Source organism: Pseudomonas taiwanensis DSM 21245 (assembly GCF_000425785.1).
Classification (GTDB): Bacteria; Pseudomonadota; Gammaproteobacteria; order Pseudomonadales; family Pseudomonadaceae; genus Aquipseudomonas; species Aquipseudomonas taiwanensis.
The window spans coordinates 1-26,076 of the sequence record NZ_AUEC01000037.1 but is presented as its reverse complement, the minus strand read 5'-3'; the positions used below and the strand labels follow the sequence as shown (position 1 = coordinate 26,076).

Genomic DNA, 26,076 nt, shown 5'->3' with positions numbered 1-26,076 from the left:
TCACTTCCTCAGCTGGATAGTCCAAGTGGCCTGGACAGGGTCCTCAGACACGTTGAGGGCGCGGTATCCGCTCACCTGGTCGCCGATCTTGGGCGCTGCCAGGGCCTCGGTGACAGCGCCGGTCTGCCCCTCGAATAGTTCGCTCTGGAGTACCAACAGCTTCACATCCTCGGTCTGGATGCGGGTCCCGTCGATCTCCTTGGCCAGATAGCTGCCGAACACGCCGCGCCCGGTGTAATGGATGGTCGAGGCAGGGACGGTGCCTCCGATCTCGGGGTCATATCCACCTTTGACAGTGCGACTCCCTGCAACGGGCTTCACCGCATCGGCCAGGCCATCTGGATCGTCGAACGCTTCCGCCAGCTCGGCCTGGAGTTCTTCGCGCATGCCCATGGGTCAGATCCTCTTGAGCATTACGGTGCCGGATCGACGGATCCAGGGATCGATGAGGTCGAGGGCGAAGTTTTCACCCGCCGAGCGATCGACAGACCCCGCGACGTAAGTCTTGCTGGTCGAGGTGCCGGCCTGGGCCGATACGGTCTTGCTCTGCACCTCGCGCTGGGTATCCTTGTAGAGCTTGCCGGCTGCGGCCAGCTTGGCCACCTGCGCGCCAGCACTGACGATGGCGTCCGGCACCGGATCTGGCACCGCCCGTTTGATCTTGGCCGTGAGCCAGGCGTTGGCCATGGCAACGGCGATGACCGCATCATCGTCACCTGCCCAGCCCTGCCCGAGCGCCTGGTCAACATCAGCGACGGTGATGAAGTCGGTCATGGCTTATTCCTTCGAAGGGATGAGGGCCTGCAGCTCGGGCTTGTTGAGGGCCGGATCAAAGGTGATGCCTTGCGCCGTCAGCCACTCCTTGAGCTCCGGCACCTTCATCTTGTGAGGGTCGGTCTCGTCGCCGCCCTCCTCCTCCTCGATCGCCTTGTCGATCTCGGCCTGGCTGCTGACCGGGGCATAGCCGTTCGGTGGGTAAGCCGACGCCTTGTAGCCCTCTGCCATCCATTGGGCGACGGTGGGGCCGTCCAAGCGCAGCCCTTCCTCGATCTCGGTGACGCTGATGCCCTGGCGCTGGTACGCCTCGCCGATGTGCGGAGCATCGCCCTGAACGGACACTGAGGTAGCGCCGTCGATCACGCCAAAGAACTGGTCCAGGCGGCGATAACAGGTGCCGCGCTCGGTGCCCGGGGTGTTGGTGTAGATGACTTTCATGCTGATCTCCTGCGCAGGGCGCCAGGCCGGCGCCCCGCATCATGCGTCAAGGGGTGGCGGTGCCGCTGATGACCGCGGCGAACGGAACCTGCTTGCGGTCGAAGACGCGCTTCCAGTTTGCTGCTGCAGCGTACTGGGCCGCGGTCGGGCTGAGGTTGCGGTTCTCGCTGCCCTGCCAGCTGAATCCGGCCGGCTGCAGGATGAAGGTCTTGCGCTCCCACAGGACCTCGGCGCCACCGCCGTTGCCGCCGCTGGGTTTGCGCTCCAGTTCGACCGGCTTGGTCGGATCGCCTTCGCCGTAGCCGAAAGCACCCTGACCGAAGAACAGCGACAGGTACTGGCCCGGCGCGTAAGTCAGGGCGTCGTCCATGAACACCGGCTTGCCCAGGTAGGTCGCCAGGATGATCTTGCCCTGCGAGTCGCGCAGATACTCGATCATGTCCTGCTTCACCATCTGGTTCATGACGACAGAGTGCACGCCGATGGCGGCGAACATGTCGGCGGCGTCGCCGGCGGTGAAGGCGGCGTCTTGGAAGGCATTAGCGCTGATCGAGGCGCCCGAGTCCTTGACCATGTCGCCGCCGTTCTGGGCGATGTTGGCTGCGATGATGCCGCGGCCGGCGCCCATCAGATAACGCTGCCACTGGCGGGTCCAGTAGGTGCCGAAGCGGTTGCGGATGTGCTGCATCGGCTCGGAGTTGGCCAGTTCGGCAGCCAGGTCGGAGACACCGTAACCTTTGTTGAGGTACAGGGTGCGGGCACGCATGCTTCCCTGCTCAGCTTTGCCGACAGCGCCTTGGTCGTCAGGATCATCGTTGGAGATGTTCGGCGCCTCGTCGGCGTCGAGATCCTGCCAGTAGCTGATCTCGGAGGTGCCTTGGCCATTCTTGGCGATATCGTCCAGGGTGGCCGAGCGGGTGATGATGCCCGACTCGAAGACGGCGGTCTTCTCTGGAGAGTTCACCGGCTCCAGCGTGCCGTAGTAGTCGGAAACGAAGATGTCCGACAGTCGGGTGGTTGGCATGAGTTAGGTTCCTCGGGTGGCTTGGAGTTTTTTGAATGCTTCGGGGTTGTCACGAGCCATCGCTGCGCGTTCGGTCTCGGTGTACTCACCCCACTTCTTCGTGGCCTTGCCACCGTTGTCGCCGGTCTGCCCGGCTCCCTGGGCCCTTGGCCACAGGTGTGATGCGGTTTCGCGAAGCGATTCCGCCCATTCGAGGGGAGACAGCGGGGTCTTGCCGTCCTTCCCGTACACGACTTCGCCGTCAAGGTCGGTGGCAATGGGCTCGCCGTCTTCGCTCAGTTTGAAGGTGCCTCGGGCTCGAAGGATGATGTCCTCGGCAGCCTCAGGCAGCGCACCGGCCTTGATGGCGGCCGCGCGGATGGAGTCAGCCAGCACCTTGTCGCTGTACTTGGCGGCGAAGGCTTCGGCTTTGTCCGCACGCTCGTTGGCGGCCTTGACCTGCTTGTCCAGATCGGTGCGCAGGCGCTCGGTGCGGCGGCTGATCACTTCGTCCAGCTTGCCCTCGGCGATCAGCTTGGTCTCTTCGTCCTGGCCGGCCTTTGCCAGCAGGCCCTTGACCGCCTCGATGTCCAGGCCGTCGAACTGACCTTTAAGTTTGTCCAGCTCGGCCTTGATGGTCTTGTTGTAGCCAATCAGCTCAGTGTTTTTGGACTTGAGGCCCGCGACCTCGCCATCCAGGAATTTCTGTACCTCGCCGCCCAGCGCTGCTGTCAGCGCGGCAGTTTGGCTGTCGTCGAGGGTGAGGCCGTGGGCGGCCGGGTCGAAGTCAAAAGGCATGTGGCTATCCCCTGGGGATTGATGGGCCCACCTTGCGGGCATAAAAAAACCCGCCTTGGCGGGTTTGGTTTAGATCCAGTTGTCGTATCTGTTGAGAAGGATGTTATCCATCTGGCGAAGGCTTAAGGGTTTCCGAAGCTCTCCTTCAAATAGATCCTTAGCGTCCAGATAAATGCTCACATATTGACGGTAGTTTTTTGCAGAACCGGCAGTGGTAAAAGCGAACACCCATTCTTCCTCTTGCGCTACCCACTTGAGAGCTTCTCGCGCCCTAGAATCCATCATCGGAAAATGGTTGGGTCGATGGAAGTGCAGATACTTGGAAGCGAAGCTGCTGCAGTCTCGGCCGGTGAGGCTTGTAACCGCCTCACAAAGTCGGGCATGCACCTTCACCACCTCAGTGATTGAAGATCGCGAAATAGCACTGTCCTCCGGCAAAAGCTGAAGCAGTTCCTCAACCATGGATTTAGAAATGGTATCTGCAAGCGCGTGGTAGAACGAGCCAGATGGGATAGGGCCATCCTTCACAGCCCGACGCTCGGCAGAGGCAGCCAAGCTTCGGCCGATAATGAGCGCTTTGGATGCGATCTGAGCCGGATCGGTATTGCTGGGATTATCACGCACGAACTGGTAAAGCATGCGGTTTGCAGGGATGAAAATTCCACAACCCTCATCCGTACCGATGAAACTCTCAGTTAAATATTCCCTAGGATTAGTAGCTGTCAGCATGCGCATCTCCTTAAGTGGATAGACACGATACCGTAGCTGCGCAGTCGATCAATCCAAACCAGCCCGCGCAAACGCCAGAGGCTCCAGCTCCTTGAGCGAGTCCAGTGTCAGCGGCTTGAAGTTCTTGTCCAGCTGCATGGCAGCGAAGCGCTCGGCAGTCAGCCCACCATCTCGGAACAGCTTGCCGCGCACCGGCCCCAGCGCAGCGTCCTGGAAGGCCGCTGGCTGCGTTTTCAGCCACTGGTAGTAGCTGAGGCTTGCCGAGACCTGCCCGCCGCCAGCAGCGCCCACTGCTGCCCTCGTGGCGCCTTGCCCAAATAGCGCCGACACCCTGGTGATTGGCGTGATGGTGGTCCGGCAGTGGATGTGGAATGGGGGCACCGGCCCCTTGCCCATCTCGAACTCACGGCCGTCCATGCTCCTGCACTGCACGCTGGTCTTCCGGTCTAGGGTGGCGACGATCCGGTACCCGGGCACGACATCGGAGTTCGCCTTGAGTGTTTCCATGCGCGCTGTGGTGGCCACATGCTGGACTGCGGTCTGGACTACAGCCCGGGCGCTCCGGTTCGTGACCGCCAGTATGCCGTCCGTGAAATTCTGCGCCGCGGTACCGCGCACCGCCAGGGTGATCTCGGCGTTGGTCTGGCCCTGCACGACACCCATCCGGATGGCGTTGGTGACCCTGTCCGCTTCAGTGCGGGTCCATCCGTTCAGGAAGGGCTTGAGCAGCTTGCCACCATCCACCCCGGCCACCTGCAGAGGCTGCGTATTGATCGCCGCCCGGATCAGGGAGTCGGCTGGCATAGCCGCATCGATCAGCAGCGCCTTCGCCAGGCTGCGGCCTTCGAATGCAGCTTCGTACTGCGCGATATCCACCAGGTCGGACTGCATCCGGTCGCTAAAGGCCTTGTAGATTTCCAGCAACTTGCCACCCACCCGGCCAAGAAACTCCTCGAGCCGGCTGCGACTGTAGGTGGTCAGTTCCTTGCGGGTGAGCTGGTCGCGGACATGGGCATCTGCCCGCCGCAGGACGGTCTCAAACTTCTTGACCTCGCCAGCCTTGAGCCGCTCAAGAAGCACCGAGTGGCGGCTGACCTGCTCCAGCAGCTTCTCGTCGGCCGTTTGCTCCGGTTTCGTCGCCATCTTCATGGTCCAGGTCAATTCCAGCTGCGCCGCGGTCGTCGCCGATCAGTTCGGCCTCTTCGTCATAGGGGTGCTCGGGCAGCTTTCCAGTGGTCAGATACTGCCAATACGTCTCGGCACTGATGGTGCCGGCCATGACACTCTTCTGCAGCTCAGCCAGCACCTGTGCGTCCACCACTGGCATCACAAATTCCGGCTTGACCTTGAACGCGACTTCGTCCGGGTTGTAGCCCGTCCACTCCGCTGCGTATCGCAGGGCCTGCTCGATGCCGGCCGCGGCGGTGATGACGATACTATGTAGCGTGGCGTGCTGGTCGTTCTGGCGTGTCTTTCGGGCCTCGCCCGACTCCGTGCCGGAGACATCCATAACCTTGGCGCCCGCCTCAAGGGCGGCGTTCTTCTGGTCTTCCATCGCCGTGCGGACGGCCTGAATGCCAGCGCCCTGAAACTCCAGATAGCCGCACGCCCCACTCGGACCCAGGTCCCATGCCGCCGATGGGCCGGTGACGCTGAGCTCGACGCTTTCATCCAGGCCGGACACCCACGGCTGCGGGTGGCTGGTCTGGTGCAGCGCGGTGAAGTAGTCGGCACTGAGCTGGTACGACTTCAGCGCGGCGCGGGCCATGGTCAGCAGCGGGATCTCATCCACGTCGGGCGAGTTGTCGGTGGAGCCGCAGTAGATCACCGGGATGTAGCCCAGGCCGCGCACTAGGTTGTTGCTGCCGTCGACGGTACCCAACGGGCGATCGTCCTCGATCAGCTCGCCGGCCTCGTTGCGCACGCCAGTGCGACAAACCGCGCCGTCCATGTAGAACTCACGGTAGACCGTCTCGCATTCGTGGCCGTAGCGGTCCTGCTCCTTGCGCCTGAACTCGCGGAAAACCGCTAGCACCAGGTCCTGCCGCCCGCCTTGGTCGGCAGTGTCCCAGTTGATGGCGTTGCGCACTGCGTAGGTGGCGAAGTACGGCTGGCCCTGGTCATCGATGTTGACCACCAGAGGCACCCGGCCGTGGGAAATGGCCTGGCGCACGATCCGAAGGAACAGCTGGGTCAGGCCGAAACCATCTGCCGTGGCGTTGTCCTCCAGGCCCTTCAGACCCGAGGGCAGCTTAACCTCGGGGATCAGCCGCGAGACCAGCCCCATCATCGAGCGCAGCGAATCGCGCACCCAGTGTTCGTACTGGGCCCGGTCGGTGTAGTTACGGTAGAGGTACGCATTGCCCTGGCCGTCCAGCTTCTCAGCCTCGACCATGCCGCTGGGCTTGGGTAGGTTGCGCGGGCTGCGCTTAATGGCGCCCTCACCCTCCAGGGCGTCGTCCATCATCCGCCACTCTTCTATGTGAGCGTCGTAGTCTGGGTTGGTGGATTGAACAGGCATTACGCCAAACCTCCGATGCGGCGGGTGCCGGCGGACTGAGTCTTGATCGGGAACCGCTTGGCTATGAAGTAACCGGCGGCGTCATTCATGTGGTCGTGTCCTTTCTTGGGGTCCTTGTCCGGTTCACCCTTGTCGGTGTAGGTCTGCCGCTCCAGGCACTGGGTAAGCTGCGGGCACTGGTCGATGTTCACCTTCAGGCGCCGCTCACCGTAGGTGTTAAGGAACATGGCGTTGACCGCATTGATGCGATCCTTGACGCCGGGGTTCTGCGAGTCGACCACCACGGTGAAGCCGGCCTTCTTGAGCAGGGAAAGGTCAGATTCACTGGCGTTCTTGCTGCTGGTGTTCTGGCCGCTGGCGTCTGGATACACGGAGATGCTGTGACCGGAAAAGCGAACCTTGATCTTCTCGATCATCTCGGGCGTATCCCGCACCGAATGGAACTCATCCAGCGCCAGCGGCATGCCGTCCCGGACCACGTACACTACGGCGGCCATCTTCATAACGTTGAAGTCCATGCCGATGTGCAGCGCCTCGCCGGGCTTGATGCGTTCACTGGTTCGGCACTCGGCGCGGTCGAAGGTGTAGTAGACGACACCTGCATAGTTCTCGAACCCGGCCTCGTATTCCTGGCGGAATGTGCGCGGGTCCATCTTGCGGCGGGCAGCATCGAGTTCGTCGGCCGGGACGTTGCCGCCCTGCAGCGATGTGTACTGCCAGCTCTTGTGATCGGGTTCGCCGCCTGGCTGCCCGTCACGGTAGGTGTCGTAGCAGTGGTTGAAGCCCTTCGGGGTCCCGATCCGCAGCGCATGCCCGCCCTTCCTCGACTCCCCGGTCTGAGGAATCGTGTACTGGCAAGTCGAGAGCATTGGCCTGAGCACTTCTTCCCAGGCTGCCCACGGGCAGTCCGCCCATTCGTCCACCAGGACGAAGAACAGGCCGGAGCCCCGCAAGTTGTCATAATTGTCCAAGCCGACCACACGCATGATGTGGCCGGACTTCAGGGTAATCGAGCACTCGGTCTCGTTCGGTCGAGCTGCGCGCCAGGCTTCTGGGATGGCCTGCTTCAGCCGGCGCCAGAAGACCCGCTTGGCCTGCTTGAACGTCGGCGCGCCATACCAGATCTCGTCCTCGACGCTCACGCCCCACTCCGCAGCCAGCCGGGCCGCGCGGCGCATCTCTGCCTTGCCGAGGAAGGTCTTGCCGAATCGACGCCCGCACACCGCATCACGGAAGCGCGCTTCAGGCTGAAAGCCCCACACGTAGATGTTCGCCTGCTTCGGCGTCAGCTTCACCGGCGGGTCATAGGTACGGGGTAGCGGGGACATTCTCGTCTGGCTCCAGCTTGTACTCAGCAATGGCGTGCTGCTGGTCCGCCTGGGAGCCCAGGGGCTTTTCAGATTCGAGCTTGCGGTTGACGTACATGTCGCCGCATTCCTTGGCCGCCTGCTCGTACAGTTGCGCCGTCAGAGCCAGGTTCCGCATTCCTTCGGCTTTGTCAGCCATCCTATTGAGGCCGCGCAAACGGTAGGCCTTGTTGGCGATCGGAATTTCAGTGATGTCTTCGCGGAAGCGCTTGCGAGTGTCTTCGAACAGCTGCTTCCACTTGGCAGCTAACCCCTTCCCAGAAACCTTCGTGGGATCGTGCGACTCGATTTGCTGCCGGGTGATGGTCAATCCGAATTCCTTTTGGACCGACTCGGCCACCTGAGAAGGCGTATCGAAGCAGGCCAAGGCCTGGATCACGAAGACCTTCACCTCACTTGATAGGGCTGCCATAGGCGTTCATCCGTCCAAACCTGTCCAAAAATCAGGCCGACTTCAGTAGACAGGTTCCGCAGGCCCTCGAAATGTTGATCTTGGCCACCTCAGGCGGCCGGCTTGCAGCGTCGATCAGCTGCTGTACGTCATGCCCGGCGCCGTAGCGGCGAACCACTCCGACGAACTCCTCCACATCGTGGCCACGCAGCGTCAGGCAGGGCAGCCCGTCCTGGGTGAACTTGGGCGCGCCGTACTGATCGAGCTTCTGGGCTATGTGGTAAAGCTCGTGCTCGACCAGAGCGCAGAACTCGGTGTCGGAGCACTGGGAGCAGTAATCGGCAGCCAGGGTGATAACGAAGCCCGGCACCTCGCCGAACCAGTCGATCATTTGCTGCTCTTGCCGAGCCTTCTGCCATCCGCCAGCGCGGAACATCAGCTGTTCGGCCTGACCTACCACGGTTCGACCTTGCCTCTCGAAGCAGGCGGACGCCCACAGAAAGCGCAGCGGTGCGTCGATCAAGTGGGCATGGTCGGGATTGTGCAGATCGCCTGTGTCACTGAGGATCGCAGCCTGTACCCACTCGCCGACCTCAGGCGCTGGCTTAAGCCTGGTACCGAGCATCGATAGATCGGTCAGCTCAAGCAATGCAGGTGGCGGCATGGGCCTGGCCGTTTCTCCACTCACTTGCACACCATCTTGTGCGTCTCGGCGTGGGCATGGCCATGCAGCAGGCCGACGATCAATCCTTGCGGAAGCCCGGCAGTCTTTGCGACGTCAATTGCAGCCGCCAGCGCAGCATCTAGGCCGGATACAGCAGCCTTGATCTCGTTACTGACCGGTAGCTCGTGGCGGATCCGAGTGACACGACCCGTCATCGAATCGTCTCGATGAGTCATGTTGATGGTTTCCCTCTGCGGGACTAATACTTAGTTATCTGCCTGGGGAGGCACAAAATATGCAACTAAGATTCGTTATCGTTCCGGCTGTGCCAATAGAAGGCGAGTCCTTCCAAATCGGTAACCGGTTCTACTCCGCCACAACTTCGGGCGGATTTGATATCTATGACAACCAGGAAAAGGCCAGGCTGAAATTTGGCTTCACAAACAGATCTGACGCCGCAGCTGCGTGTGACAAGATGAACGCCGACTCACGCAATCCGGACGAGCTATTCCCCCTGCTGCGCTCAGAGTGAAACGCTACGAAACGGCGCATCCCGAATTTGTGGCGCCCTACCCCGGCTGAAACACATGGCCACGTCGAGCGACCGCGTACAGGACGATCCCGAGCTTGAGGATCACGCCGTACACTGTGGGCACATGACCGTTCATGGCCAGGACGAACGAGCCGAAGGCGCCGATGGCCACCAGGTAGAACGCGACGGCCATTAGCGGGTGATCCATTGGGCGGATGCGGCGCAGGTAGTCGCACGCAGCGATCACCACCAGCACGCTCAGGAAGGCATTGGCGCCGATCAGGACTGAAATCAGGGTCGAGCTCATCAGGTAGCTCCTTTGGCTCCGAACGATCCCACGAGCGACTTCAGCGCCGGGATGATGTTCATTGCCAGAAGGCCTATCAGAAAGGCCACGCCGTATTGGGTTTCTCCGCTTGTGCCAAGGCTGAAGTAGCTGATGGCGAGCGGGGTGCAGAAGACTGCCGATGCGAAGCCGGTGAAGAAGGCGGCGACCGCCTGGCCCCGGGTGAGGCCGCGCAGGAAGGTCAGCGAGAGGATCGCTCCTGCGAAGCCGCCAATGATCACGCCGTACTTCACCAGCAGGACGCCGGCAGTCGTGCTTGCTGGTTCGGCCATGTTTGGTTCCTAGAAAAAAGACCCGCTTGAGGCCCTAATCAGGCGCAGGCTCGCGTGGAAAACAGCGCTCAAAATTGGGCGGAACGAAAAAGCCCAGGTCAGTGCCTGGGCTTTGAGATGACTAGTTGCAAAGCTTTAGTGACGGGATAGTGGCCGCGTCTCACTTGCTTTGCAGCGGAAGCATTCCATTCTTTTGTGGGTATCAGTTCTCGACACCTCAGTCCAAGTGTGGCTCTCCTTCTTCACTTGCGTGAAACCACATCTGATGCACTTCTCCTTAATTTTGCAGAAGTCGTCCATCCCCATCTCGGCAAAGCCTTCATGCTTCACCTTATCGTCTTCGTGCGCGCAGTGGACACAATGGCGAATCATCGTGCATGTGTGGTGGTTTTTGTACGAAAAATCACCGTATTCATGCTTATGCTTGGTCAGGTGATCGAAACAATCGGGGCATGTTTTTTCGTACAAGCAACCCGGGCCACCGCTCGCCTTGGTGTACTCACCTCCGTGAATACCGACTCCGCATTTTGCCTTGAGCGCAAGCTCCTTGACCTTGTCGAAAAAACCCATCCTAGACTCCGAAAATTGTCAATCCATCTCCAGTGTGTCGTAAGGGATGGCAAAAACTTTAATCGGACAAGGCAAAATGCTATCGCGCTTTTTTGAGCAGCTTTTTTAGGCCCTACTGAAGGACCGGGCAAGCGTGCGGAGCAGCACATAACGAAATCTGTGAGGGTCTTCCCCCTCCTGTCAGCCATAGGCCTCATCGTCGCCGACACCCTGCTGCATCGGCCTCGTCGAATCATCCTCAAGCAACCCGCGAAGCATGTGAGGTGCGGGTTCTTGGGCTGCCGGCGTTTTCTGCATCGCGGCACTACCGGCTTATCCGCGTCCAGTTATCCCTTTCAGGCCACATTGGCAGTGGGTCCCAGCTCCCCCATCGGGCAACAAAAAACCCGGCGCAAGGCCGGGTTCATCTTGGTTTTTGCCAAAGGCAAAATTATCAGGATGGCGAGATCATGCCATCAGCCGCACGGGAACGCAATAGGGCCTCAAGCGGCCCTTCGCATTTCGTAAATTGCAGCTGCTACCGGGCTTAAGGCCTGCTTGTCCAAATCCTCGCAGCATTCGAAAGCCAGGCTGACGAAACCGCCCCAGTCGCGCTCCCAGTTCGAGGACTCGAGTCGGACACCGTAGTGGGCATCCAGCCAAGCCCGGAATCCCTCCGGCGACGCCAGTGGATCGTCATTGGCAGACTGGCCGCCCTGATGCATGTACCGGTACCGGGCCATGACACCCTTCACCACATACTCCAGCTTCTCCCGCTTGGCAGCGGTCATGCGCGGAGAACGCTGCTGCACCATGACAAACACGGCCTCCTCTACATCCTCTTGCGTGTCGGCATCCAGCCGAGGCGAGTACATGAAGTTACCGAAGGCCTTGATCCGCCCAGGCAGCTTGCTGATCGCCGATTGCACCCCACCGGCCAGGGCCTGGTGCACAGCATGGCTCGCCTTCCGCTGCTTCTCCGTGGTCTGGACCATGGTGCCCAATAGGCCTAGCTGTTCGATGAATGCGCCTTGGCTATCCCACGCCGTGTAAAGGCAGTCATGCCAGGCCTGACGCGCGCTGTTTAGTTGCATGGGCCGCCCTCCTTGCGCTTGCGCTTGGCTGTGATGACAGTGGCGCGCGCGAGCGCATACCCGCCAAAAATGACCATGCCCAGGATCAGCAGCTGGGCGCTGTCGGTTGGTGTCCAGTTCATGCTGCTGCCCTCTTGAGGTCGCGGAGTTTCTGGCGGTACAGGGCCTTGATGGCCTGCAGGTCTTCGATGGTTAGGCGCTGGGGCTTATGAGGCCCTTCGAGCCAATCAACCTGGTCGGCGCCGATGCGCTTAACCAACCGGATGCGGTACTCGACCGCGTTGCCCGAAAGGTTCCGGTTGCACTTCACGCACTGCCGGTGGACGTTCAGCGGCTCGAACCGCAGCTCCGGGCAGGCGCCCACAGACCGGTAATGGCCGGCATCCCAGCGGCTGCCGGTGATGAGGTCGTGGTCGCTAGGCAGCGAGTCGCAGCTGATGCACGGCAGGCCGGCGTCGCGCTCGCGGATGTAGGCGTTGAACGCGGTTTGGGCCTCGGCCATATGCTCGCGACGGGTCTTCAGCTTCTCCCGGCGCTCCTGCAGGTCCTGGCGGGCCTGCTTGGTGATGGCCTTGGCCGCGATCTTCTGCAGCTTCGGGTCCTTGGCCATGGCCTTGGCACAGGCGATGCTGCACACCTTCTGCGTGGTCATGGTCGGCTTGAAGGATTTGCCGCAACCTGGTGCCTTGCACTTCTTCGGTTTCGGTGTTTTCAGGGCGGTCATTGGTACACGCTCCCAGGCTGGCCTGGCTCATTACTTCCGGTGCACGCCAGGTCGTGATCGCTCGCATGGGGGCAGCGCTTGCAGCCGCACACCGGGCAGAGAATCATCTTTGTCGAGGAGAGCGGGACCCATCCGCACGGGCCTTCCATGCCGATCTTGTGCTCCTGAATACAGCGATGGCATTCGCATTTCTTGAGATCCATCAATACTGCCCTCCCCACCGATCCGGCTCAGTCCAGCGCACGCCGTGCTCGGCGCCGAAGGCATGCATCACTTCGAACAGGTCGCTGAACCACTTCTGCGACTGCTTGCGGGTAGAGACGCCCAGGACGACGAAACCGCCGTCGATACCCGGCACTGCGTCCTGCTTCTGTACCGCCGCGCTGAAGATGTGCTTCCAGTCCTCGTCGGTCAGCTTGCGGCCGTACCACTCCACCTGCTGGGAGATGTCGCGGAGCATGGCCCACATCTTCCGATTGCAGACGTCTGGACGCTTTTCGTCCTTGATGACGATGACCTTGGGCTTGGTCAGATCTATGGCATGCAGGGCGCCATAGACGCGGTTGAGGTCCTGAGAACTTCGAATGGCGAACTCAGCCATGCCTATCCTCTTGATCGAAGAAATCCAGATTAATAGAATTTGGCGCACCGGCCTCAAGCTCCCGGAAACCTTGCGGAAGTGTGTATGTGCGAGTGAGAGGCCAACCACTTTCCTTTGCCGACACCTTCGTGATCAAACCCCCTCCCCGGCCGGCTGACCGGCGCGCTTGATGTTCAACTTGGCTAGCAGGTGTGCACGGCATGCGGCGGCGCTCGATGGGATCTGCTGAATCTCCAGCAGGCGGACCTGGCGCTGATTCGCGTACTCGTCAGCCAGCTCGACCAGGCTCTTCTGGCTGTCGTGACCGATGCCGGTGGCGATGTCGCCCAGTGGCTCGCCGGCGACCAGCATGCGGATCGTGATGTCGTAGGCCCGAGCGAAAACCTTCTCAGCCCGCTCCACCTCCATTGATCCCAGGTTCTGCGCTTCGCATTGCAGGGCCGCGTAGCGCACCGCTGCATGCGACCAAACACGGGAACCTGCCCTGCTGGGGTGGAAGTTCTCAAGCGCCTCTGCCAGGGCCCGCGCAAGCGTCGGAATGCCCATCTCTTCCGGGGTCGGCTGGCACAGCTTGATGAACTTGCCGCTGCTCGGGGCGAAGTCGGTTCCCAGCACCCGGCACTTCTGGATGCCGAAGCGGATCTGCTCGAGCGTGTTGATGCCAGCCGCGACGAAGGACTTGATCCAGCTGCGCTTGGCAGCCTTCAGCGCGTCATCGTCCGGCCAGGCCTGCTTCCATGCCGGGAATATGGCCTGCAGTTCCTTGAACAGGGCGTTGACCACTTCGGTGGTGCCTGGGTCCAACTGCTTGGCCGGAGCATGCGCCTCGGCTGGCAGGTTGCGGGCCGTGGCCATGATATGCGTGACACTCGCGGGAGCGTTCGGCGTGCTCATAGCGCCCCCAGGTCATCAGCCCATGTCGTGTCGTTGAAATCTGGTCCATTGCTCTGGCGGCGGGACGGGAATAGGTGGACATTTCCGGGCGCCGGCAGCTCGTCATCCCAGCGTTTGCCGTTCAGCCAGGTGGCCGGATGCGGGACGAACTGGCCGCCGTCCTTGGTCCAGTCCGGCGAAACCGCCCAGGCAGCCAGCGCGCTGGCCATGCGTTCGAAAAGGAAGGCGTCGACCTTCAGCTTCGACCAGGCCTTCTCGGCATTGGCCTTACCCACCTTCCGCGGGTAAAGCTTCCAAAACCGAGCGAACAGGTCGCCGTCATCGCTCGATGACGAAGGCTTTTGATCTTGTTCTTTCTCTTCTCTTCTCTTCTCTTCTCTGGTCCGCATTTTGTCCGCATCACTTGCGGACGGATTGCGGACAGAATTCGCTTTCCGCGATTCACGCTTTCGCTCACTGTCGTTTGCACGGCGTTTTGCGCTGGCCCCGTTGTGCTCGTCAAAGCGAGGCATGACAAGGCTTCCATGCTCATCGATGTCCGCCCATTCGACATCAACCATGGCCTGGGTGAAGCCTGGCCAGCCGATCACCGCATCCATAGCGTCCGTGGTGTAGCCGTGCAGCACACCATCAGCAGAATGGGTGTCAAAGATGCTCCAGGCGACATGCAGTCCGCCGATCACCCGCAACCTGTCCGCACGCAATGCGGACACCATGCGGAAAACTTTCGGATGAGTCTGAAGATCTACGCGCATTTTGATCCAGTCTCCGGCCATTACTTGGCTCCCACGCCGACCAGGTCGACGAGTTCTTCGAAACGATCGATGTACCAGTGCGGCTGCGTTTCTCGGGGGCACTGAGGGCTAGTGATGTTCTTGCCGTAGCGCAGGCCCTTATCAGTCACGGACCAGAAGCACACAGGTTCGCGCTTGCTGTTCTGCCGGGTTCGAGCCTGGAGGAAGCCAAGCCCAGCCAGGGCACGGTTAAAGGCGGGGGCCGACTTGTTCACGCCATGGCGTTTGAGTAGGGCCGTCACAGCCATGGTCGGCATCGAGCTGCAGGCTGTGGCATCCGGTGGCGAGTCGATGGCGTAGCTCGGCAGAAACTGCGGGTCAAGACCGTTGTTCTCGGCGATCTTAGTCAGCATGGCCAATTGGCTCGATGGAGCCGGCTTTAGCAGGCGCGTGAAGCACTCCATGATGGCGATTTCACCAATCACCTTGGTGCCATTGGCCGTCACGGCCTGGCGGGCTTCGGACTGGCCCTCCAGCTCACGCCAGCGGCGGATCACCTTCATGCGCAGGGCCGGGCTGTAGCCGGTCAGCAGGCAATCGGTGTGCTCACGGTCGAGCAGGTACTGCACCTGCTCTCGGTTTCTCCCGTCGAGATAGATGTCCTCAAAATTGAGGGGATCGACCTTGAGGTCTTTCAGCATGGCGACAATATCGCGCTTGACGTTGTCATGGCGTTTGCCAGTCAAGCTGGCAATCTCCTTGGACGACATTGTGCGCGCCACGAAACCGCTGGCTGCATTTTGTGGCGCGGGCCTCTGGAGGCCCTGTACATCTGGTGGTTGGATATGCATAATCGACTCCAGTCATATGCAGTTGAAAAGGCCGGGCCGCAATCCCGGCTTTTTTGTGCCCGCAATTCGGGCTTATCAGGGCCTGGTCAGAACCTGACGTGAAACGGCTTCACATTGCCTCTTGGGTTGCGAGGCTTCGTTCGGCTTGCCAGCTCTTTTCGGATCAGCTCTGCCGCGAGTTCTTCAGGGCTGACGCCCCGTCTTTTCGCTTCCTGCTCAAGCTGATGCGTCAATTCCTGGTCCAAGCCGATCTGTTCGATAGGCATGGGCCCCTCCTAAGGGCCTTCAGGCCACGTGCTGATCGCCGGTATTCTCCGAAGCCAGGGCGGCCAATTGAGCTTCGAGCAACTCACGACAGAGCACGGCGCGCTGGGTGCGGTGAAACTTGGCCAGCGCCTGAATCAGTTCGAACGTGTCCTCATCGACCCGGACCTTGATCTCGCGGTCATGCAGGTGATTGCGGTTGGCGTACATGCGGGAGTAGCTCCTTGCAGTTGGAATTGGTTAGGCGGCGACTTGTGCCGGCGGGAACGCATCATCAAGGGCGCAACTGGCGCCCAGGACGTTCAGCGCTTCCACGATTTGGCGCGCCTCTTGAAGGCCTGGATTCCTGAGGCCTGATTCGTAATTCGCCAGGCGGGACTGATTCCAGCCGAGCTGACGGCGCAGCGCTGCCTGGGTAACGCCAGCCCTTTCGCGGATCGTTCGGACTTGGTTCATACGGTCTTCCTCCATTGATGACCGAAGGATAAACACGTATCGTGTTAATTGCAATCACAATAAGTGAAAGCCGGGTATTTCGTTTCGTGATGAAATTCCGCGCATGAACGAATCATTGAGCCAGCGCATCAAGCGCCTGAGAAAAGCCAAAGGGATGTCCCAGGCCCAACTTGCTGAGGCCTGCGGCTGGAAATCGCAATCCCGGGTTGGTAACTATGAGGTCGGCACTCGCGAGCCTACCTTGGCGGATATCGCCTCGATGGCAGCAGCCTTGGGCGTGGACCAGTCCGAGCTGCTCCTGAATTCGCCGGCGCCTGATCCAACTGCCGCGCCTGAGCGGAGCATGGCCGATCTTGTGAAGCAGATGCTCGCAAAGAGCGGAAAAGGCTTTTCCGAAGAGGCGCGCCGTCGGCTTCTCGCAGCAGCTGAGGAGCCGCAACCGTCAAACGTGATTGAGGCTGACTTCTCCCGCCCAGGCCTTGTAGGTGATGAGGTGTGGATTGCCCACTACGATGTCCGGGCATCGATGGGCGGCGGTCAGAGCGCGCACGACTTTCCAGAGCTGCTCAAGGACATCCGCGTCAGCCCGAGCCATCTCCGTGAGCTGGGCGTTGAATTCGAAGAGCACTTCCACCTGAAGGTGGTCACCGGCTGGGGCCAGTCGATGGAGCCCACCATCAAGCACCGCGACCCGCTGATCGTGAACATCAACGTCCGCGAGTTCGTGGGCGACGGGATATACCTCTTCGTCTGGGATGATCTGCTGTACATCAAGCGGCTGCAGGTGGCTGATGAGGAGCACTACGAGATGATTTCGGACAATCCGCGGCATAAGGATCGGCTGATCCGCCGGGACATGACCTACATCCAGGCCAGGGTGCTGCTAGTCTGGAACGCACATCTGGTATAGCCATGCCCCTAACCAAACCCAACCGGCAGCTGCGCCGAGACCTGAAAGATGCGGCCTTTGCACTGGAAAACGCCGCTCTGGAAATCTTCCACAAAGCCCAAGGTGGCGAGGAAGCTCAGTTTCTTGAGGCGATGAAGCGCGTTGGCGAACTGCATGAACTTGCAGATCGATTGGTGGGGTATGCGGACGAGGTGAAGGCGGGAAGGATTGAGCGCTGCGTTTAGGCATGCTTGGCCAAGGCACTAGCTGTCGGAGTGACCGAAGATTGTCATGGAGCATCTCAGATTCGATGACGGATGGCAGCCGTCGGCTAAATTATGATAGCTACAAGCTGTCCGATAGACTGAAAGGCATGGGACCTGAACTGGTTGGTGGGTAGATGGATCGCATCGAATTCAATCATGGACGTATCGCGTGGTGCTGCGATGACAACGGCATAACGCTACATGAGCTGGCCGCTGAAACGGGCGTGGCAGAGGCAACCCTATCTAAAGCGTCTGCTGGAGAAAGGGGGCTTACCTATGCCCAGCTTAAGCGGATCGCTGATTACTTTGGGCGTGGAGTCCTTTTCTTCATGGAGGAAGGAGACGCCAACCCTGATGCTGTGCATACGCCTGCCTTCCGCAGTATTGCGAATCAGAAGCCTGAGATAGGCAATAAACTTCGCCGACTAATTGAGCGAGCCGAGCGTCAACGCGATATCTATCTAGACTTGCTCGAAGATGTTGATAGCGAATACGCCCCGAAATACTCTTCCCCGGCCCTCCCCGGCGACCTCAAGCAAGCTTCAATTGTGGTTCGAAACTGGCTTGGTCTAAAAAATCAATGCACTTTCGACCAATACCGATCAGCGATTGAGTCGAAAGGCATATTAGTTTTTCGAAGCAATGGTTATCACGGGCAATGGCAAATAGCTAAAGATAATCCGGTTCTGGGATTTTCTTTGTACGACGCTGAATGCCCGCTGATATTTGTAAAAAAACAATATTATGAGACCTTGCAGACATTTACGCTCATGCACGAGCTAAGTCATGTACTTATCCACAAGATAAGCTCAATTGACGACAATTGTGATCTGCATCATTCGAGCGGGCAAGAGCGAGAGGCTAATGAATTTGCTGGGTTGATTTTGGTTCCAGATGAATTTCTAACTAAAATCAAAATGCAAGACAAGCCAGAGTCTGCTGATGAATACGACTACTGGCTGGAACCGCAAAGAAAAGCATGGGGCGTGAGTGGCGAGGTCATTCTTCGCCGGCTTCTGGACGAGGGGCTTTTGCGCGCAAGCGAATACGAAGACTACCGACGCTATAGGGCTGCCTTGCGCATCCCAGAACAGGACGTTGGCGGCACCAGGATGTACAGGCATCGCGAACCGAAGCACATTTTTGGCGATAGGTTTGTACGAGTTGTTCTTGACTCACTAAACGCTAAGAACATTAGCCTAGCCAAGGCCAGCAGTTACCTAGATGGAATTAAGATCAGGGATATAGATAGCCTTAAGGGATTCTATGTGGGCGTTTGATGCTTCTTCTATGATTTATGCTTGGGACAATTATCCGGAAAAACATTTCCCAAGATTGTGGGAGTGGGTGGCCGCCCAAATATCATCGGGTGTCATTGCGATGCCATTGGTAGCCTTTGAAGAGACATCATCAAAGTCTCCTGACTGCGGCAAGTGGCTAAAGGATGCCAATCTGAGCATTTTGCACCCCAACACAGCAATTCTCAAATGCGCCGCCAAGCTAAAATCGCTTCTTGGCATAGAAGGTGACCGCTATGGAGTCGGTGTTGGCGAAAATGATTTAATAATCATCGCAACTGCAGAGATCAACGGCCTACCTCTTGTTTCAAATGAGGCTGTACAGATAAGCTTGCCTAAAGCCCTTTCGAAATACAAAATCCCTGCGGTATGTTCTTTGAAAAAACCACCGACAACTGTCATCGACTTCCTGGCCTATATTAAGCAATCAGGCGCCAAGTTTTGATGATTACATAGAGCATGACAAGCCCGCCACTGAGCGGGCTTTTTGTTGCCTACGAGACCGCTACCGACCGCCTATCGCGATATCAACCTTGTCGCGATACTCCTTCTCCGTCAAAAGACCTTGATCCCTCAACGATTTCAGTGAGCGGAGGGTTTCATCAAGACCACTTGAGGTTGTCTTTGTGCTGACCTCAACGCGCTGCGTTGGAGCGTAGTTTTCTATTGCAAGGTCAAATCTCATGCGACCAGGTTGGGATTTAATTTCGCAGGAATTGATGCGTTTAGACTGAACAGCCCCTGCCCCGGCCATGGGAATAGCTTTCACCTCATAGACAGCATTGTCGTACGCCCATCCGTCCGGAGCATTCATCACGCCTACCCATTTTTTGGTGCACGCGAGCTGCACGCGGACAGGAGTAGTCCCGACCGTTACCCCGTTCACGTCAATCTGTGCCCCAGATGGCTCACTGATAATATCTATGGGAACCATGCTGGATGACGCACAGCCAGCAAGCGCTGCGCATATGAATAACAAGCTTGGTGATTTCATGGCTCGATCCCTGCAATTTTAGACGGCAATATGCCATACAAATGCCTATAGCCCTACAGTCCGTCGCTGCCGACCTAATTGCGAGGCAAAGCCGGATAGCTTTGATGCCCGCGTGATGCCTCAGGGCCAGAGTGGTAGGATGGCGGCTTTACTCAAGGAGAGAGTCATGCGCATCACCCTAGCCGCCTTTCTGATTTCTGCCTCCGTTCTCGCCGGCTGCGCACCTGTTCAGTCGCCATCCTCTGGATACGCCACGGCTCCAGCCAAGAAGGAGCCGCACGTCTTCAAGCCGCGACCGTACACCTACGACAAGGATTCGCCCGAGGCCACCAACTTCGCCAGCCAGCTCGACATGCCTGCGTTTCAGTGCGACCTGGAGGCAATGCTTGGGTGGGATGCCGTCCGATACGGCTTAAGAGACCTGCAGGCTGAGTACACCGGTTCCTTCATGGAGTGCGTTAAGTTCGCTCACGCCCAGGGCAATGAGGCCGTGGCCAGACTGAAAGGCGCCAAGGTGCCTGCCAAGCAACTTGAGCTGAGCAAGGACCTGTACGCTAAATGGTCCGCATACCTATCCTCGATGAGTCCCTACCGTATGCCTGATCACCGAGCGAAGGCGGACTACCAGGCTGCCAAGCAGGCCTTGGCGACTGAGGTGAAGTTCTCAAAGTAACCGTCCTCAAGTCTCATATAGGCCCGCATAGCGCGGGCTTTTTTGTGCTCGTCAGAAAGGCGCCTCTTCCTCCGCCTTCTCCTCCTCCCAATCCCTTTCCGCGACCAGGTCGTCTCGATCGTCTGCGCTCTGCGGCTCCCACCGAACCGTCACGCTGTCGTCGTCATTGAACGCCAGGTCCAGTTCCGGCGTCTCGGCCAGCAGGCCCATCACCTCCTCCCACTCCATGTCACCGTCCGTGTCCAGGCGATGGATAGTCACCCAGCGCTGAGCCTGCGCGATCGGGTGGTTGATCATCGATGAGACCCGCAGCCCCAGGCGTTCCAGCCCGGTCATTTCCTGACGCGCTTGCGGCGCCGACTTCTTCTGCTTGGCCATTTCCTTCCTCCGTTAACTGTACATCCATCCAGTATTAAGCGAAGCATACATCACGCCTTGTGAAAGGTGAACACGCTTCGCTTGGAAGAATTTCAACACGGCCTCGAAAAAATAAATCACATTACGTGTTGACATAAAAAACACATTGCGTGATATTTGCCTCAACACAGCAGTCACTCACGAGGGACTGCAGAGGCCCTCACAGGCCGCCGCTCTTTCACATTGATGGGAACCTCGCGGATCGATCCCGGCAACGGCACAGCGCGAGCAACAAATTCGATCCCCATGCCAGCTCTGGAACTGGCCAGCTCGAAATCAGGCGGAACGTCAGCGCGGCAGGAACATTGGCCGGGCCACGGAAAGCGGATGGAGGGTTGCGCTGCAAACGCTCCCTGCCGGGATGCCCTTAGAACGGGCGTCGGTGCCTGGCACAGCGCGAGCAGCGATTAACCAAGAGGAGGAACCTGCCCATGAAGTAGATAGACCAGCCGGAACACGGACCGGCACCCCACGACGGACTGCCCCACCCAGCGGGCCGCAGAGCTGCAGTCGGCAGTCGTGTAGCGAACACCTTACCCAGCGACCACCCCGCCGAGGCCGATCGACGCGAGGTGATAGGGAAGCTCAAGGCCAACCGAACTGAGAGCAGGGCCGTCGGCGGCTGAGCTCGAGCGACCACCGCTGACGCAATACCCCGGCCTGTCGCCAGTAGCGAGGCCGGGATTTCACCAGGTGCCATTCCATGAGTGGCATCTGGGAAATCAACCGCCCTGGAGGGCAAGACGATGGCGAAGCGGCCAACCAACCGCATCAAGTACAAGCTCTGGGATCCGAACTCCACCATGGAGTACGACGGCACCATCGACGAAGGCATCTACTACGCAGCATGGAGCCTTTCGCTTGAGGATCGAAAAGTGCTGATAGGCAAACTGGTCGAGCAGCAAGCAAGCGCCACGGCCAAGGCTGAGAGCGCCACGACAGCCTGTCGTTAACTGCCCGATGCCCTGCTCCCCATCGCAGGGTTCATCGGACTGGGCTCGGATGAGCTGTAAGCAAACAGCGGGGTGGCCACCTCGACGCGGATAACCGGTCGATTGCCCAGCCTTCACGAGCCCAGTCCGATGCACCCCGCATCATCAGGAGAACCCCATGAAGCACGCAGCAGCTATCGCCCAGCTGGAGGTCAGCGCTCAGGTTTGCGAAACCAACGCGCCGATCAACGAGGCCGAGGGCAATCACGAGCAAGCCAAGCTTGAGCGTGACAACGCAGCGGCCTACCGGGTGGCAATCGCCCACCTCAAGGCTGACCAGTAACACCCTTTTTGCAGGCGAGTCCGAGGGCATCAGCTGGCCAGACTCGACGCATGGAGGGAAGCGCCTCCCGCCTGCACCCCTTCCCTTCACATACGACCGCATTGGCAGGCGCCAGGCCACCTTTCACGGTGGGTTTGGTCACCCGCGCCTGACGTCTGGCCAATGCGGCCGCACAACCAACTAGGAGGACGCCATGGGCGCACTTCGAGCAGCACAATGGCGGTATGACCATGCTGAGCCGGATGACGACTCTGCGTATCAGGAGGCGGCGCAGAACTGGATCGAGAGCAAGGCCGAGGAGCTGGTCGGCGGCTGCGATGTTCTGATCCCGCAGCGTTTTGGCGGCCCGGTGGGCGTGCGCCAAGAGCAGTTCGTGGCCAAGGTCGCCGAGCACCTTCGGTCGCTGCAGGAAGCAGAGCAGGACGACATCACCGCCCTTGCCCAGCTTCTTCTACAGGCCCTGACCGGCGGCCCGGTGAAAAGCATGGTCGAGGACATCGTCGGCCAGAGCAATCACGCAAACGGCAAGCTGTACGAGATCGCCGAGGCAATGCTTGAGCAGTACGTCGACCAGGGCCTGAGCTACGACGCCGACGAGGCAAGGCTATGAGCCTTCACAGCATCGCTACCAGCGCCATTGAGGCCGCGATTGAGACGATGCTTCTGCCGGGCTCAGGCCCGGTGGAGGATGCGAAGGCCGAGACGATGGTCGTCGCCTACTTCTCCATCCTCGTCATCGACTCAAACGAGTTCAAACACTACTGCGAGCGCATTCGGCATATTGCCGTTCGGCGCAAGGAGGCTGCATGACTACGCCGATCTTCCCGTCGATCATCGACGACCAGGTGGCCGAGGTTGCCCAGGCCGTGCCAGATGACCGCATCCTGATGGTGTTCAAGGGCCTGACCATGGAGGACGCCATGAACCAGGCGCGCCTGGCCCACATCGAGAACCCGGCAGCTTGGTCGGGCCGGGCCTACCTCTGCGGCATGTGCACGCTGGCCTATGAGGTCCGATCGTGACCCGCCAGCAAGCCCGCCGCTGGGCATTCTGGCGCGGCAGCTTCACCACGCTACTCATCTGCACCGCCTGGATGCTTGCGAGCGCCTGGGCCGGCTGCATCACTTCCTGAATCACACGCACCCGAGCACGGCGGGCCTTCGGGATAACCGTACCCCTTCGGGAGCGTAAGCGGCGAGAGCGCGCAACCATCCACCGCAGCCAGTGCCTGGAACGTACCCCGTGCCTGGGTGACCTGGCATTTCCCCTTTCAACTGACGGCGCCGGCTTGGCGCGAGGTTTTCCAATGTCCACTACCAACATGCGCATCTGGGAGCAGGTGCAGACCACCGATACCCGCTACACCAAGAACGCCGAGGTCGGCGGCCAGAAGATCACAAGCTTGAACGGCACCGCGATGGTCATGAAGGCGACCGAAGTGTTCGGACCGGTTGGCATCGGCTGGGGTTGGAAGGTCCTCGAAGAGCGATTCGACGACGGCCACGAGGTGTTTTCCGGTGAAGGCGACAAGCGAATCTGCTTGGGCCGGGAGATCGGCCACACCGTCAAGATCCAGCTCTGGTTCATGCAGGACGGCCAGCGCGGCGAGGTCGAGCAGTACGGGTGCACCCGGTACCAGTACAAGACCAAGTACGGCATGACCACTGATGGCGAGGCGCCGAAGAAGTCGCTGACCGACGCCATCAAGAAAGCCCTGTCCATGCTGGGCTTCAGCGCGGACGTGTTCCTGGGCATGTTCGATGACGTGAACTACGTCCAGCAACTACAGGCTGAGCAGGCGATTGAACAGGCCGAGGACCGTCAGGCCGAGATCGAACGCCAACAGCAACAGCGCCTGGACTTCATCAAGGACACGATCGAGACCATGCAGAGGGCGGTGACGCCGCATGAGCGCAAGAAGATCCACGACCATGCCGTGCGCAAGCTCATCGGCCGCAAGGATGAGAAAGGCGCCGCCCGTATCTCCCTTGAATTGAAGAACCTCGAAGCCGGCAAACCGCAGGAGGCCGCAGCATGACCCAGCTCTACGCACTCACCGGTCAGATGGCCGAATTGGCTGCCATGTGTGACACCGACGACGAAGGTCTCAAGCAGGCCATTCAGGACACCATGGCCGGTATCCAGGGCGAATTCGAGGTTAAGGCCGACAGCATCGTGATGCTGCGCCGCAACATCGAGGGCGACATTGGCGCGATCGACGCCGAGATCAACCGCCTGAGCGAGCTCAAGCGCATCAAGGCCAACAGCGTGACAGCCATCACCGACTACCTGCGCCGGAACATGGATGCCGCAAACATCAAGTCGATCAAGCGCCCGCTGTTCACCATCAGCCTGGTAGCCGGAAAGGAAAAGGTGATCGTCGATAACGAGCAGGCGGTACCCGATGAGCTGACGTCGGTGGTGACCAAAATCGCACCGGACAAGAACGCCATCGCCGCCAAGCTCAAGGCCGACCGCGAGCACAACGAAGCTGTCCGCAAGCGCATGGCCGCAGGCGAAGACTGCGAGCACGAACTCATCCCCGAGCCAGGCTGGGCGCATCTTGAGCGCGGCGAGAGCTCGATCCGCATCAAGTGAGGCGCCCATGGACCAATCAATCGACCTGGAGGCAGCGAAGGCTGCCTTCTTCGCATCTGGCGGCCAGCTGGTCGTGCTGGAGGGCTTCGAATACGTGCCATTTCGGCAGCGCAAGCATCCCGAACCAAAGCCAAAGCCGGCCAAGCCAATCAAGCAGGAGCGCGGCGGCGAGCGCAAAAGCCGCGCCAAGGCCCGTACAGCCAAGATCGAAGAGTTCGCCAAGACCATGACCTGTGGTGAGGTCGCAGAGCTCCTGGGCGAAACCAAGACCGCTCTATGGGGCGTAGCGGCGCGGGGAGGATTCAGATTCTTCAACCCGACTAAGTCAGCCAGACCGGCGAAGGTAAATGCCGAACCGAGCCAGGAGGATCGCGACCTGGCCGACAAGATCATTGCCATGCGTGATGCTGGCAAGTCCAGATGCCGGACCACGTCTGAGCTGGGTATCGGCAACTGTCGGCTTGTGCGGATCCTCGATGAGTTCGGCATTGATTTTCCAGTTCAGCGGCGCCAGGGGTAGGCCATGAACGAGCACGGCGAGCACCCCAGCGTCTACTACCTTGGCCGGGAATGCCGCCGAAACGGTGGCGGCAAGATGGCCAACCCATTCGCCTATCACACGTTCCATGGGGCCTGGTTCTTGGCCGGCTGGAACGACATGGATCTTGAGATTGAACAGAAAAATCCGAAACGCGCTGCAAAGAACAAGGCGGCGTGATCAGTTCAACCTACCGCCCAGCGGATTGAAGGAGGTGCCGTATGGCGATGTCTCAGCAGGCCCGCGACGAGAAGCGCCGCGCCAAGGCTGCCAAGCTGCAGGAAGAAGACCTGCGCTTGAAGGTTCGACCAGGGACTAAACAGGCCCTGCTGGAACTGATGGAGTGGGCCGGGATCGAGGAACAGGGCGAGGCGATGACGCTGATGATTCATCACCTGCATGGGCTGGGCCCGGGCGGTGCTCTTCCGCTGCTGACACCTCCGCGCCACGAAATCACGGTGTCACCAGCTGTGGCGCGGAAGCTTGAGATTTTCCGGGCGCGCGAGGTCCTCAGAATTTGCGATTAGTGATCAGTCTTCAGGCTTGAGGAACACCACCATGACGTCTGGATTTTCAGCCTTGTATTCAGCATCTAAATAAGCCTGAACCTCAGCGAATTCGATACTCACCAGGTCAGGGCCGCGGCGCTTAACCCGCCCCAGCGTTAACCCGCCCTCGAATATGACTTCGTCGTCATCAGGATAGCAAGCAAGCTGTCGCCGAAGCTCGCCAACCGTGGTTTTGTACTCGCTCAAACTGACCTCCAAATCAATCGGCACTATACCGGTCATCCGTAATACCCCATCCAAAACCAAATTGCCACCATGCCGCATCCGGCCACGGAGGGCGGCGCATGCATGGAGTACCGCAATGCAAGTCGAGACCTCGACAGTCACCAAGCTGCTGATCACCGGCGCCGAAGGCCTGGACCCGATCAGCGTCTACCTCGAAGACTTCGCACCCTGCAAGGGAAAGATCACCGTCAGCTGCTACGACAAGACCTGGCACGCCTACTGGGGCGGCATGTGGGATGGCCTGACCATCGGCCAGTTCTTCTGCAAGCTGCACGACGCCTACATCATCGGCTACTTCGACCGGTCGCTGAGCTCTCGCCGGTTCAGTG

The 26,076-nt window shown here is 59.7% G+C and carries 45 protein-coding genes; 17 read left to right on the top strand and 28 right to left on the bottom strand.

Features of this window, described 5'->3' with window-relative positions; translation table 11 throughout:
• From H620_RS0116550 to H620_RS0116495, 12 genes are all read right to left on the bottom strand, one after another.
• Entirely contained in the window at positions 1-393 is a 393-nt protein-coding gene (locus H620_RS0116550; protein WP_027907688.1) for a hypothetical protein, read from the bottom strand.
• A gap of 3 nt (positions 394-396) precedes the next feature.
• On the bottom strand, positions 397-774 hold the full coding sequence (locus H620_RS0116545) for a hypothetical protein (protein WP_027907687.1): 378 nt from the start codon (positions 772-774) through the stop codon (positions 397-399).
• Between the two features lie 3 nt (positions 775-777).
• The gene (locus tag H620_RS0116540; RefSeq protein WP_027907686.1) at positions 778-1,215 is read right to left on the bottom strand and encodes a hypothetical protein; all 438 of its coding nucleotides are present in this window, start codon (positions 1,213-1,215) and stop codon (positions 778-780) included.
• A gap of 46 nt (positions 1,216-1,261) precedes the next feature.
• On the bottom strand, positions 1,262-2,239 hold the full coding sequence (locus H620_RS0116535; protein WP_027907685.1) for a major capsid protein: 978 nt from the start codon (positions 2,237-2,239) through the stop codon (positions 1,262-1,264).
• A gap of 3 nt (positions 2,240-2,242) precedes the next feature.
• Positions 2,243-3,016, bottom strand: a complete 774-nt coding sequence (locus tag H620_RS0116530) for a hypothetical protein (protein ID WP_027907684.1) — start codon at positions 3,014-3,016, stop codon at positions 2,243-2,245.
• Positions 3,017-3,085: 69 nt separating this feature from the next.
• The gene (locus H620_RS0116525) at positions 3,086-3,745 is read right to left on the bottom strand and encodes a hypothetical protein (RefSeq protein WP_027907683.1); all 660 of its coding nucleotides are present in this window, start codon (positions 3,743-3,745) and stop codon (positions 3,086-3,088) included.
• 48 nt (positions 3,746-3,793) lie between these two features.
• Entirely contained in the window at positions 3,794-4,888 is a 1,095-nt protein-coding gene (locus tag H620_RS0116520; protein ID WP_049818803.1) for a minor capsid protein, read from the bottom strand.
• On the bottom strand, positions 4,815-6,266 hold the full coding sequence (locus H620_RS0116515; protein WP_027907681.1) for a DUF4055 domain-containing protein: 1,452 nt from the start codon (positions 6,264-6,266) through the stop codon (positions 4,815-4,817). Before H620_RS0116515 ends, H620_RS0116520 begins: the two co-directional genes overlap by 74 nt.
• On the bottom strand, positions 6,266-7,594 hold the full coding sequence (locus tag H620_RS0116510; protein WP_027907680.1) for a phage terminase large subunit family protein: 1,329 nt from the start codon (positions 7,592-7,594) through the stop codon (positions 6,266-6,268). Before H620_RS0116510 ends, H620_RS0116515 begins: the two co-directional genes overlap by 1 nt.
• Positions 7,569-8,045, bottom strand: coding sequence for a DUF2280 domain-containing protein (locus H620_RS0116505; protein WP_027907679.1), 477 nt, complete (start codon positions 8,043-8,045; stop codon positions 7,569-7,571). The genes H620_RS0116510 and H620_RS0116505 overlap by 26 nt, the downstream gene beginning before the upstream one ends.
• Positions 8,046-8,076: 31 nt before the next feature.
• Entirely contained in the window at positions 8,077-8,688 is a 612-nt protein-coding gene (locus H620_RS0116500) for a putative metallopeptidase (protein WP_027907678.1), read from the bottom strand.
• Positions 8,689-8,708: 20 nt separating this feature from the next.
• Complete coding sequence (locus H620_RS0116495; protein WP_027907677.1) at positions 8,709-8,924, bottom strand: hypothetical protein; 216 nt, start codon at positions 8,922-8,924, stop codon at positions 8,709-8,711.
• Between the two features lie 59 nt (positions 8,925-8,983).
• On the opposite strand from H620_RS0116495, the gene H620_RS27470 reads away from it, so the two are divergent.
• Positions 8,984-9,220: a hypothetical protein gene (locus tag H620_RS27470; RefSeq protein WP_027907676.1), complete on the top strand. Its 237-nt coding sequence runs from the start codon at positions 8,984-8,986 to the stop codon at positions 9,218-9,220.
• 37 nt (positions 9,221-9,257) lie between these two features.
• Here H620_RS27470 and H620_RS0116485 read toward each other — a convergent pair whose 3' ends face one another.
• The 13 genes from H620_RS0116485 to H620_RS0116425 all read right to left on the bottom strand — a co-directional run bounded on the left by H620_RS0116485 (position 9,258) and on the right by H620_RS0116425 (position 16,005).
• On the bottom strand, positions 9,258-9,527 hold the full coding sequence (locus H620_RS0116485; RefSeq protein WP_027907675.1) for a hypothetical protein: 270 nt from the start codon (positions 9,525-9,527) through the stop codon (positions 9,258-9,260).
• Positions 9,527-9,838: a hypothetical protein gene (locus H620_RS0116480; protein ID WP_027907674.1), complete on the bottom strand. Its 312-nt coding sequence runs from the start codon at positions 9,836-9,838 to the stop codon at positions 9,527-9,529. Before H620_RS0116480 ends, H620_RS0116485 begins: the two co-directional genes overlap by 1 nt.
• A gap of 135 nt (positions 9,839-9,973) precedes the next feature.
• Entirely contained in the window at positions 9,974-10,408 is a 435-nt protein-coding gene (locus tag H620_RS0116475) for a hypothetical protein (protein WP_027907673.1), read from the bottom strand.
• A 482-nt stretch (positions 10,409-10,890) separates the two neighbouring features.
• Positions 10,891-11,481 carry a hypothetical protein gene (locus H620_RS0116470; RefSeq protein WP_027907672.1) on the bottom strand — a complete coding sequence of 197 codons (591 nt, stop codon included), beginning with the start codon at positions 11,479-11,481 and terminating at the stop codon, positions 10,891-10,893.
• Complete coding sequence (locus H620_RS27600; protein ID WP_280513043.1) at positions 11,472-11,603, bottom strand: hypothetical protein; 132 nt, start codon at positions 11,601-11,603, stop codon at positions 11,472-11,474. Before H620_RS27600 ends, H620_RS0116470 begins: the two co-directional genes overlap by 10 nt.
• Positions 11,600-12,205, bottom strand: coding sequence for a recombination protein NinG (locus H620_RS0116460; RefSeq protein ID WP_027907671.1), 606 nt, complete (start codon positions 12,203-12,205; stop codon positions 11,600-11,602). Before H620_RS0116460 ends, H620_RS27600 begins: the two co-directional genes overlap by 4 nt.
• Before the next feature lie 202 nt (positions 12,206-12,407).
• The gene (locus H620_RS0116455; protein WP_027907670.1) at positions 12,408-12,806 is read right to left on the bottom strand and encodes a recombination protein NinB; all 399 of its coding nucleotides are present in this window, start codon (positions 12,804-12,806) and stop codon (positions 12,408-12,410) included.
• Positions 12,807-12,938: 132 nt separating this feature from the next.
• Positions 12,939-13,700, bottom strand: coding sequence for a replication protein P (locus H620_RS0116450; protein ID WP_027907669.1), 762 nt, complete (start codon positions 13,698-13,700; stop codon positions 12,939-12,941).
• On the bottom strand, positions 13,697-14,476 hold the full coding sequence (locus tag H620_RS0116445) for a hypothetical protein (RefSeq protein ID WP_027907668.1): 780 nt from the start codon (positions 14,474-14,476) through the stop codon (positions 13,697-13,699). Before H620_RS0116445 ends, H620_RS0116450 begins: the two co-directional genes overlap by 4 nt.
• Positions 14,476-15,204 carry a Rha family transcriptional regulator gene (locus H620_RS0116440; protein WP_081669707.1) on the bottom strand — a complete coding sequence of 243 codons (729 nt, stop codon included), beginning with the start codon at positions 15,202-15,204 and terminating at the stop codon, positions 14,476-14,478. Before H620_RS0116440 ends, H620_RS0116445 begins: the two co-directional genes overlap by 1 nt.
• A 167-nt stretch (positions 15,205-15,371) precedes the next feature.
• Positions 15,372-15,551 (bottom strand): ribbon-helix-helix domain-containing protein, encoded by a 180-nt coding sequence (locus H620_RS0116435; protein ID WP_027907666.1) that lies wholly within the window; start codon positions 15,549-15,551, stop codon positions 15,372-15,374.
• Between the two features lie 19 nt (positions 15,552-15,570).
• Complete coding sequence (locus tag H620_RS0116430) at positions 15,571-15,759, bottom strand: hypothetical protein (protein WP_027907665.1); 189 nt, start codon at positions 15,757-15,759, stop codon at positions 15,571-15,573.
• A 30-nt stretch (positions 15,760-15,789) separates the two neighbouring features.
• Positions 15,790-16,005: a helix-turn-helix transcriptional regulator gene (locus H620_RS0116425; protein WP_009397152.1), complete on the bottom strand. Its 216-nt coding sequence runs from the start codon at positions 16,003-16,005 to the stop codon at positions 15,790-15,792.
• 103 nt (positions 16,006-16,108) lie between these two features.
• On the opposite strand from H620_RS0116425, the gene H620_RS0116420 reads away from it, so the two are divergent.
• The 4 genes from H620_RS0116420 (at position 16,109) to H620_RS26560 (ending at position 18,903) form a co-directional block, all read left to right on the top strand.
• Complete coding sequence (locus H620_RS0116420; RefSeq protein ID WP_027907664.1) at positions 16,109-16,915, top strand: XRE family transcriptional regulator; 807 nt, start codon at positions 16,109-16,111, stop codon at positions 16,913-16,915.
• A gap of 2 nt (positions 16,916-16,917) precedes the next feature.
• The gene (locus H620_RS0116415; protein WP_027907663.1) at positions 16,918-17,139 is read left to right on the top strand and encodes a hypothetical protein; all 222 of its coding nucleotides are present in this window, start codon (positions 16,918-16,920) and stop codon (positions 17,137-17,139) included.
• A gap of 155 nt (positions 17,140-17,294) precedes the next feature.
• Complete coding sequence (locus tag H620_RS0116410) at positions 17,295-18,440, top strand: helix-turn-helix domain-containing protein (protein ID WP_027907662.1); 1,146 nt, start codon at positions 17,295-17,297, stop codon at positions 18,438-18,440.
• On the top strand, positions 18,427-18,903 hold the full coding sequence (locus tag H620_RS26560; RefSeq protein WP_081669706.1) for a DUF4411 family protein: 477 nt from the start codon (positions 18,427-18,429) through the stop codon (positions 18,901-18,903). Before H620_RS0116410 ends, H620_RS26560 begins: the two co-directional genes overlap by 14 nt.
• Positions 18,904-18,963: 60 nt before the next feature.
• Here H620_RS26560 and H620_RS0116405 read toward each other — a convergent pair whose 3' ends face one another.
• Positions 18,964-19,452 (bottom strand): SHOCT domain-containing protein, encoded by a 489-nt coding sequence (locus H620_RS0116405; protein WP_027907661.1) that lies wholly within the window; start codon positions 19,450-19,452, stop codon positions 18,964-18,966.
• 166 nt (positions 19,453-19,618) lie between these two features.
• Here H620_RS0116405 and H620_RS0116400 point away from each other — a divergent pair, with 166 nt between their 5' ends.
• Positions 19,619-20,125, top strand: a complete 507-nt coding sequence (locus H620_RS0116400; RefSeq protein WP_027907660.1) for a hypothetical protein — start codon at positions 19,619-19,621, stop codon at positions 20,123-20,125.
• Positions 20,126-20,176: 51 nt separating this feature from the next.
• Here the strand turns inward: H620_RS0116400 and H620_RS0116395 are convergent, their stop codons facing one another.
• On the bottom strand, positions 20,177-20,503 hold the full coding sequence (locus H620_RS0116395; protein ID WP_027907659.1) for a DUF1654 domain-containing protein: 327 nt from the start codon (positions 20,501-20,503) through the stop codon (positions 20,177-20,179).
• A 785-nt stretch (positions 20,504-21,288) separates the two neighbouring features.
• Between H620_RS0116395 and H620_RS0116390 the strand changes: the two genes are divergently transcribed.
• The 10 genes from H620_RS0116390 (at position 21,289) to H620_RS0116340 (ending at position 25,480) form a co-directional block, all read left to right on the top strand.
• Positions 21,289-21,495, top strand: coding sequence for a hypothetical protein (locus H620_RS0116390; RefSeq protein ID WP_027907658.1), 207 nt, complete (start codon positions 21,289-21,291; stop codon positions 21,493-21,495).
• Between the two features lie 157 nt (positions 21,496-21,652).
• Complete coding sequence (locus tag H620_RS26960) at positions 21,653-21,817, top strand: hypothetical protein (protein ID WP_155950787.1); 165 nt, start codon at positions 21,653-21,655, stop codon at positions 21,815-21,817.
• 193 nt (positions 21,818-22,010) lie between these two features.
• Positions 22,011-22,427 (top strand): hypothetical protein, encoded by a 417-nt coding sequence (locus tag H620_RS0116380; RefSeq protein ID WP_027907657.1) that lies wholly within the window; start codon positions 22,011-22,013, stop codon positions 22,425-22,427.
• Complete coding sequence (locus H620_RS0116375; RefSeq protein WP_027907656.1) at positions 22,424-22,627, top strand: hypothetical protein; 204 nt, start codon at positions 22,424-22,426, stop codon at positions 22,625-22,627. Before H620_RS0116380 ends, H620_RS0116375 begins: the two co-directional genes overlap by 4 nt.
• Complete coding sequence (locus H620_RS0116370) at positions 22,624-22,839, top strand: hypothetical protein (RefSeq protein ID WP_027907655.1); 216 nt, start codon at positions 22,624-22,626, stop codon at positions 22,837-22,839. Before H620_RS0116375 ends, H620_RS0116370 begins: the two co-directional genes overlap by 4 nt.
• 284 nt (positions 22,840-23,123) lie before the next feature.
• Positions 23,124-23,855 carry a Rad52/Rad22 family DNA repair protein gene (locus H620_RS0116360; protein ID WP_023379878.1) on the top strand — a complete coding sequence of 244 codons (732 nt, stop codon included), beginning with the start codon at positions 23,124-23,126 and terminating at the stop codon, positions 23,853-23,855.
• On the top strand, positions 23,852-24,415 hold the full coding sequence (locus tag H620_RS0116355) for a siphovirus Gp157 family protein (protein WP_027907654.1): 564 nt from the start codon (positions 23,852-23,854) through the stop codon (positions 24,413-24,415). The genes H620_RS0116360 and H620_RS0116355 overlap by 4 nt, the downstream gene beginning before the upstream one ends.
• A gap of 7 nt (positions 24,416-24,422) precedes the next feature.
• Positions 24,423-24,935: a hypothetical protein gene (locus H620_RS0116350; RefSeq protein WP_027907653.1), complete on the top strand. Its 513-nt coding sequence runs from the start codon at positions 24,423-24,425 to the stop codon at positions 24,933-24,935.
• A 3-nt stretch (positions 24,936-24,938) separates the two neighbouring features.
• The gene (locus tag H620_RS25820; protein WP_049818798.1) at positions 24,939-25,133 is read left to right on the top strand and encodes a hypothetical protein; all 195 of its coding nucleotides are present in this window, start codon (positions 24,939-24,941) and stop codon (positions 25,131-25,133) included.
• Positions 25,134-25,174: 41 nt separating this feature from the next.
• Positions 25,175-25,480, top strand: coding sequence for a hypothetical protein (locus H620_RS0116340; protein ID WP_027907652.1), 306 nt, complete (start codon positions 25,175-25,177; stop codon positions 25,478-25,480).
• Positions 25,481-25,483: 3 nt separating this feature from the next.
• Here H620_RS0116340 and H620_RS25815 read toward each other — a convergent pair whose 3' ends face one another.
• Complete coding sequence (locus H620_RS25815) at positions 25,484-25,744, bottom strand: hypothetical protein (protein WP_049818797.1); 261 nt, start codon at positions 25,742-25,744, stop codon at positions 25,484-25,486.
• Between the two features lie 79 nt (positions 25,745-25,823).
• On the opposite strand from H620_RS25815, the gene H620_RS0116330 reads away from it, so the two are divergent.
• A partial coding sequence (locus tag H620_RS0116330; RefSeq protein ID WP_027907156.1) for a phiTE_072 family protein occupies positions 25,824-26,076 on the top strand: 253 nt, incomplete at its 3' end.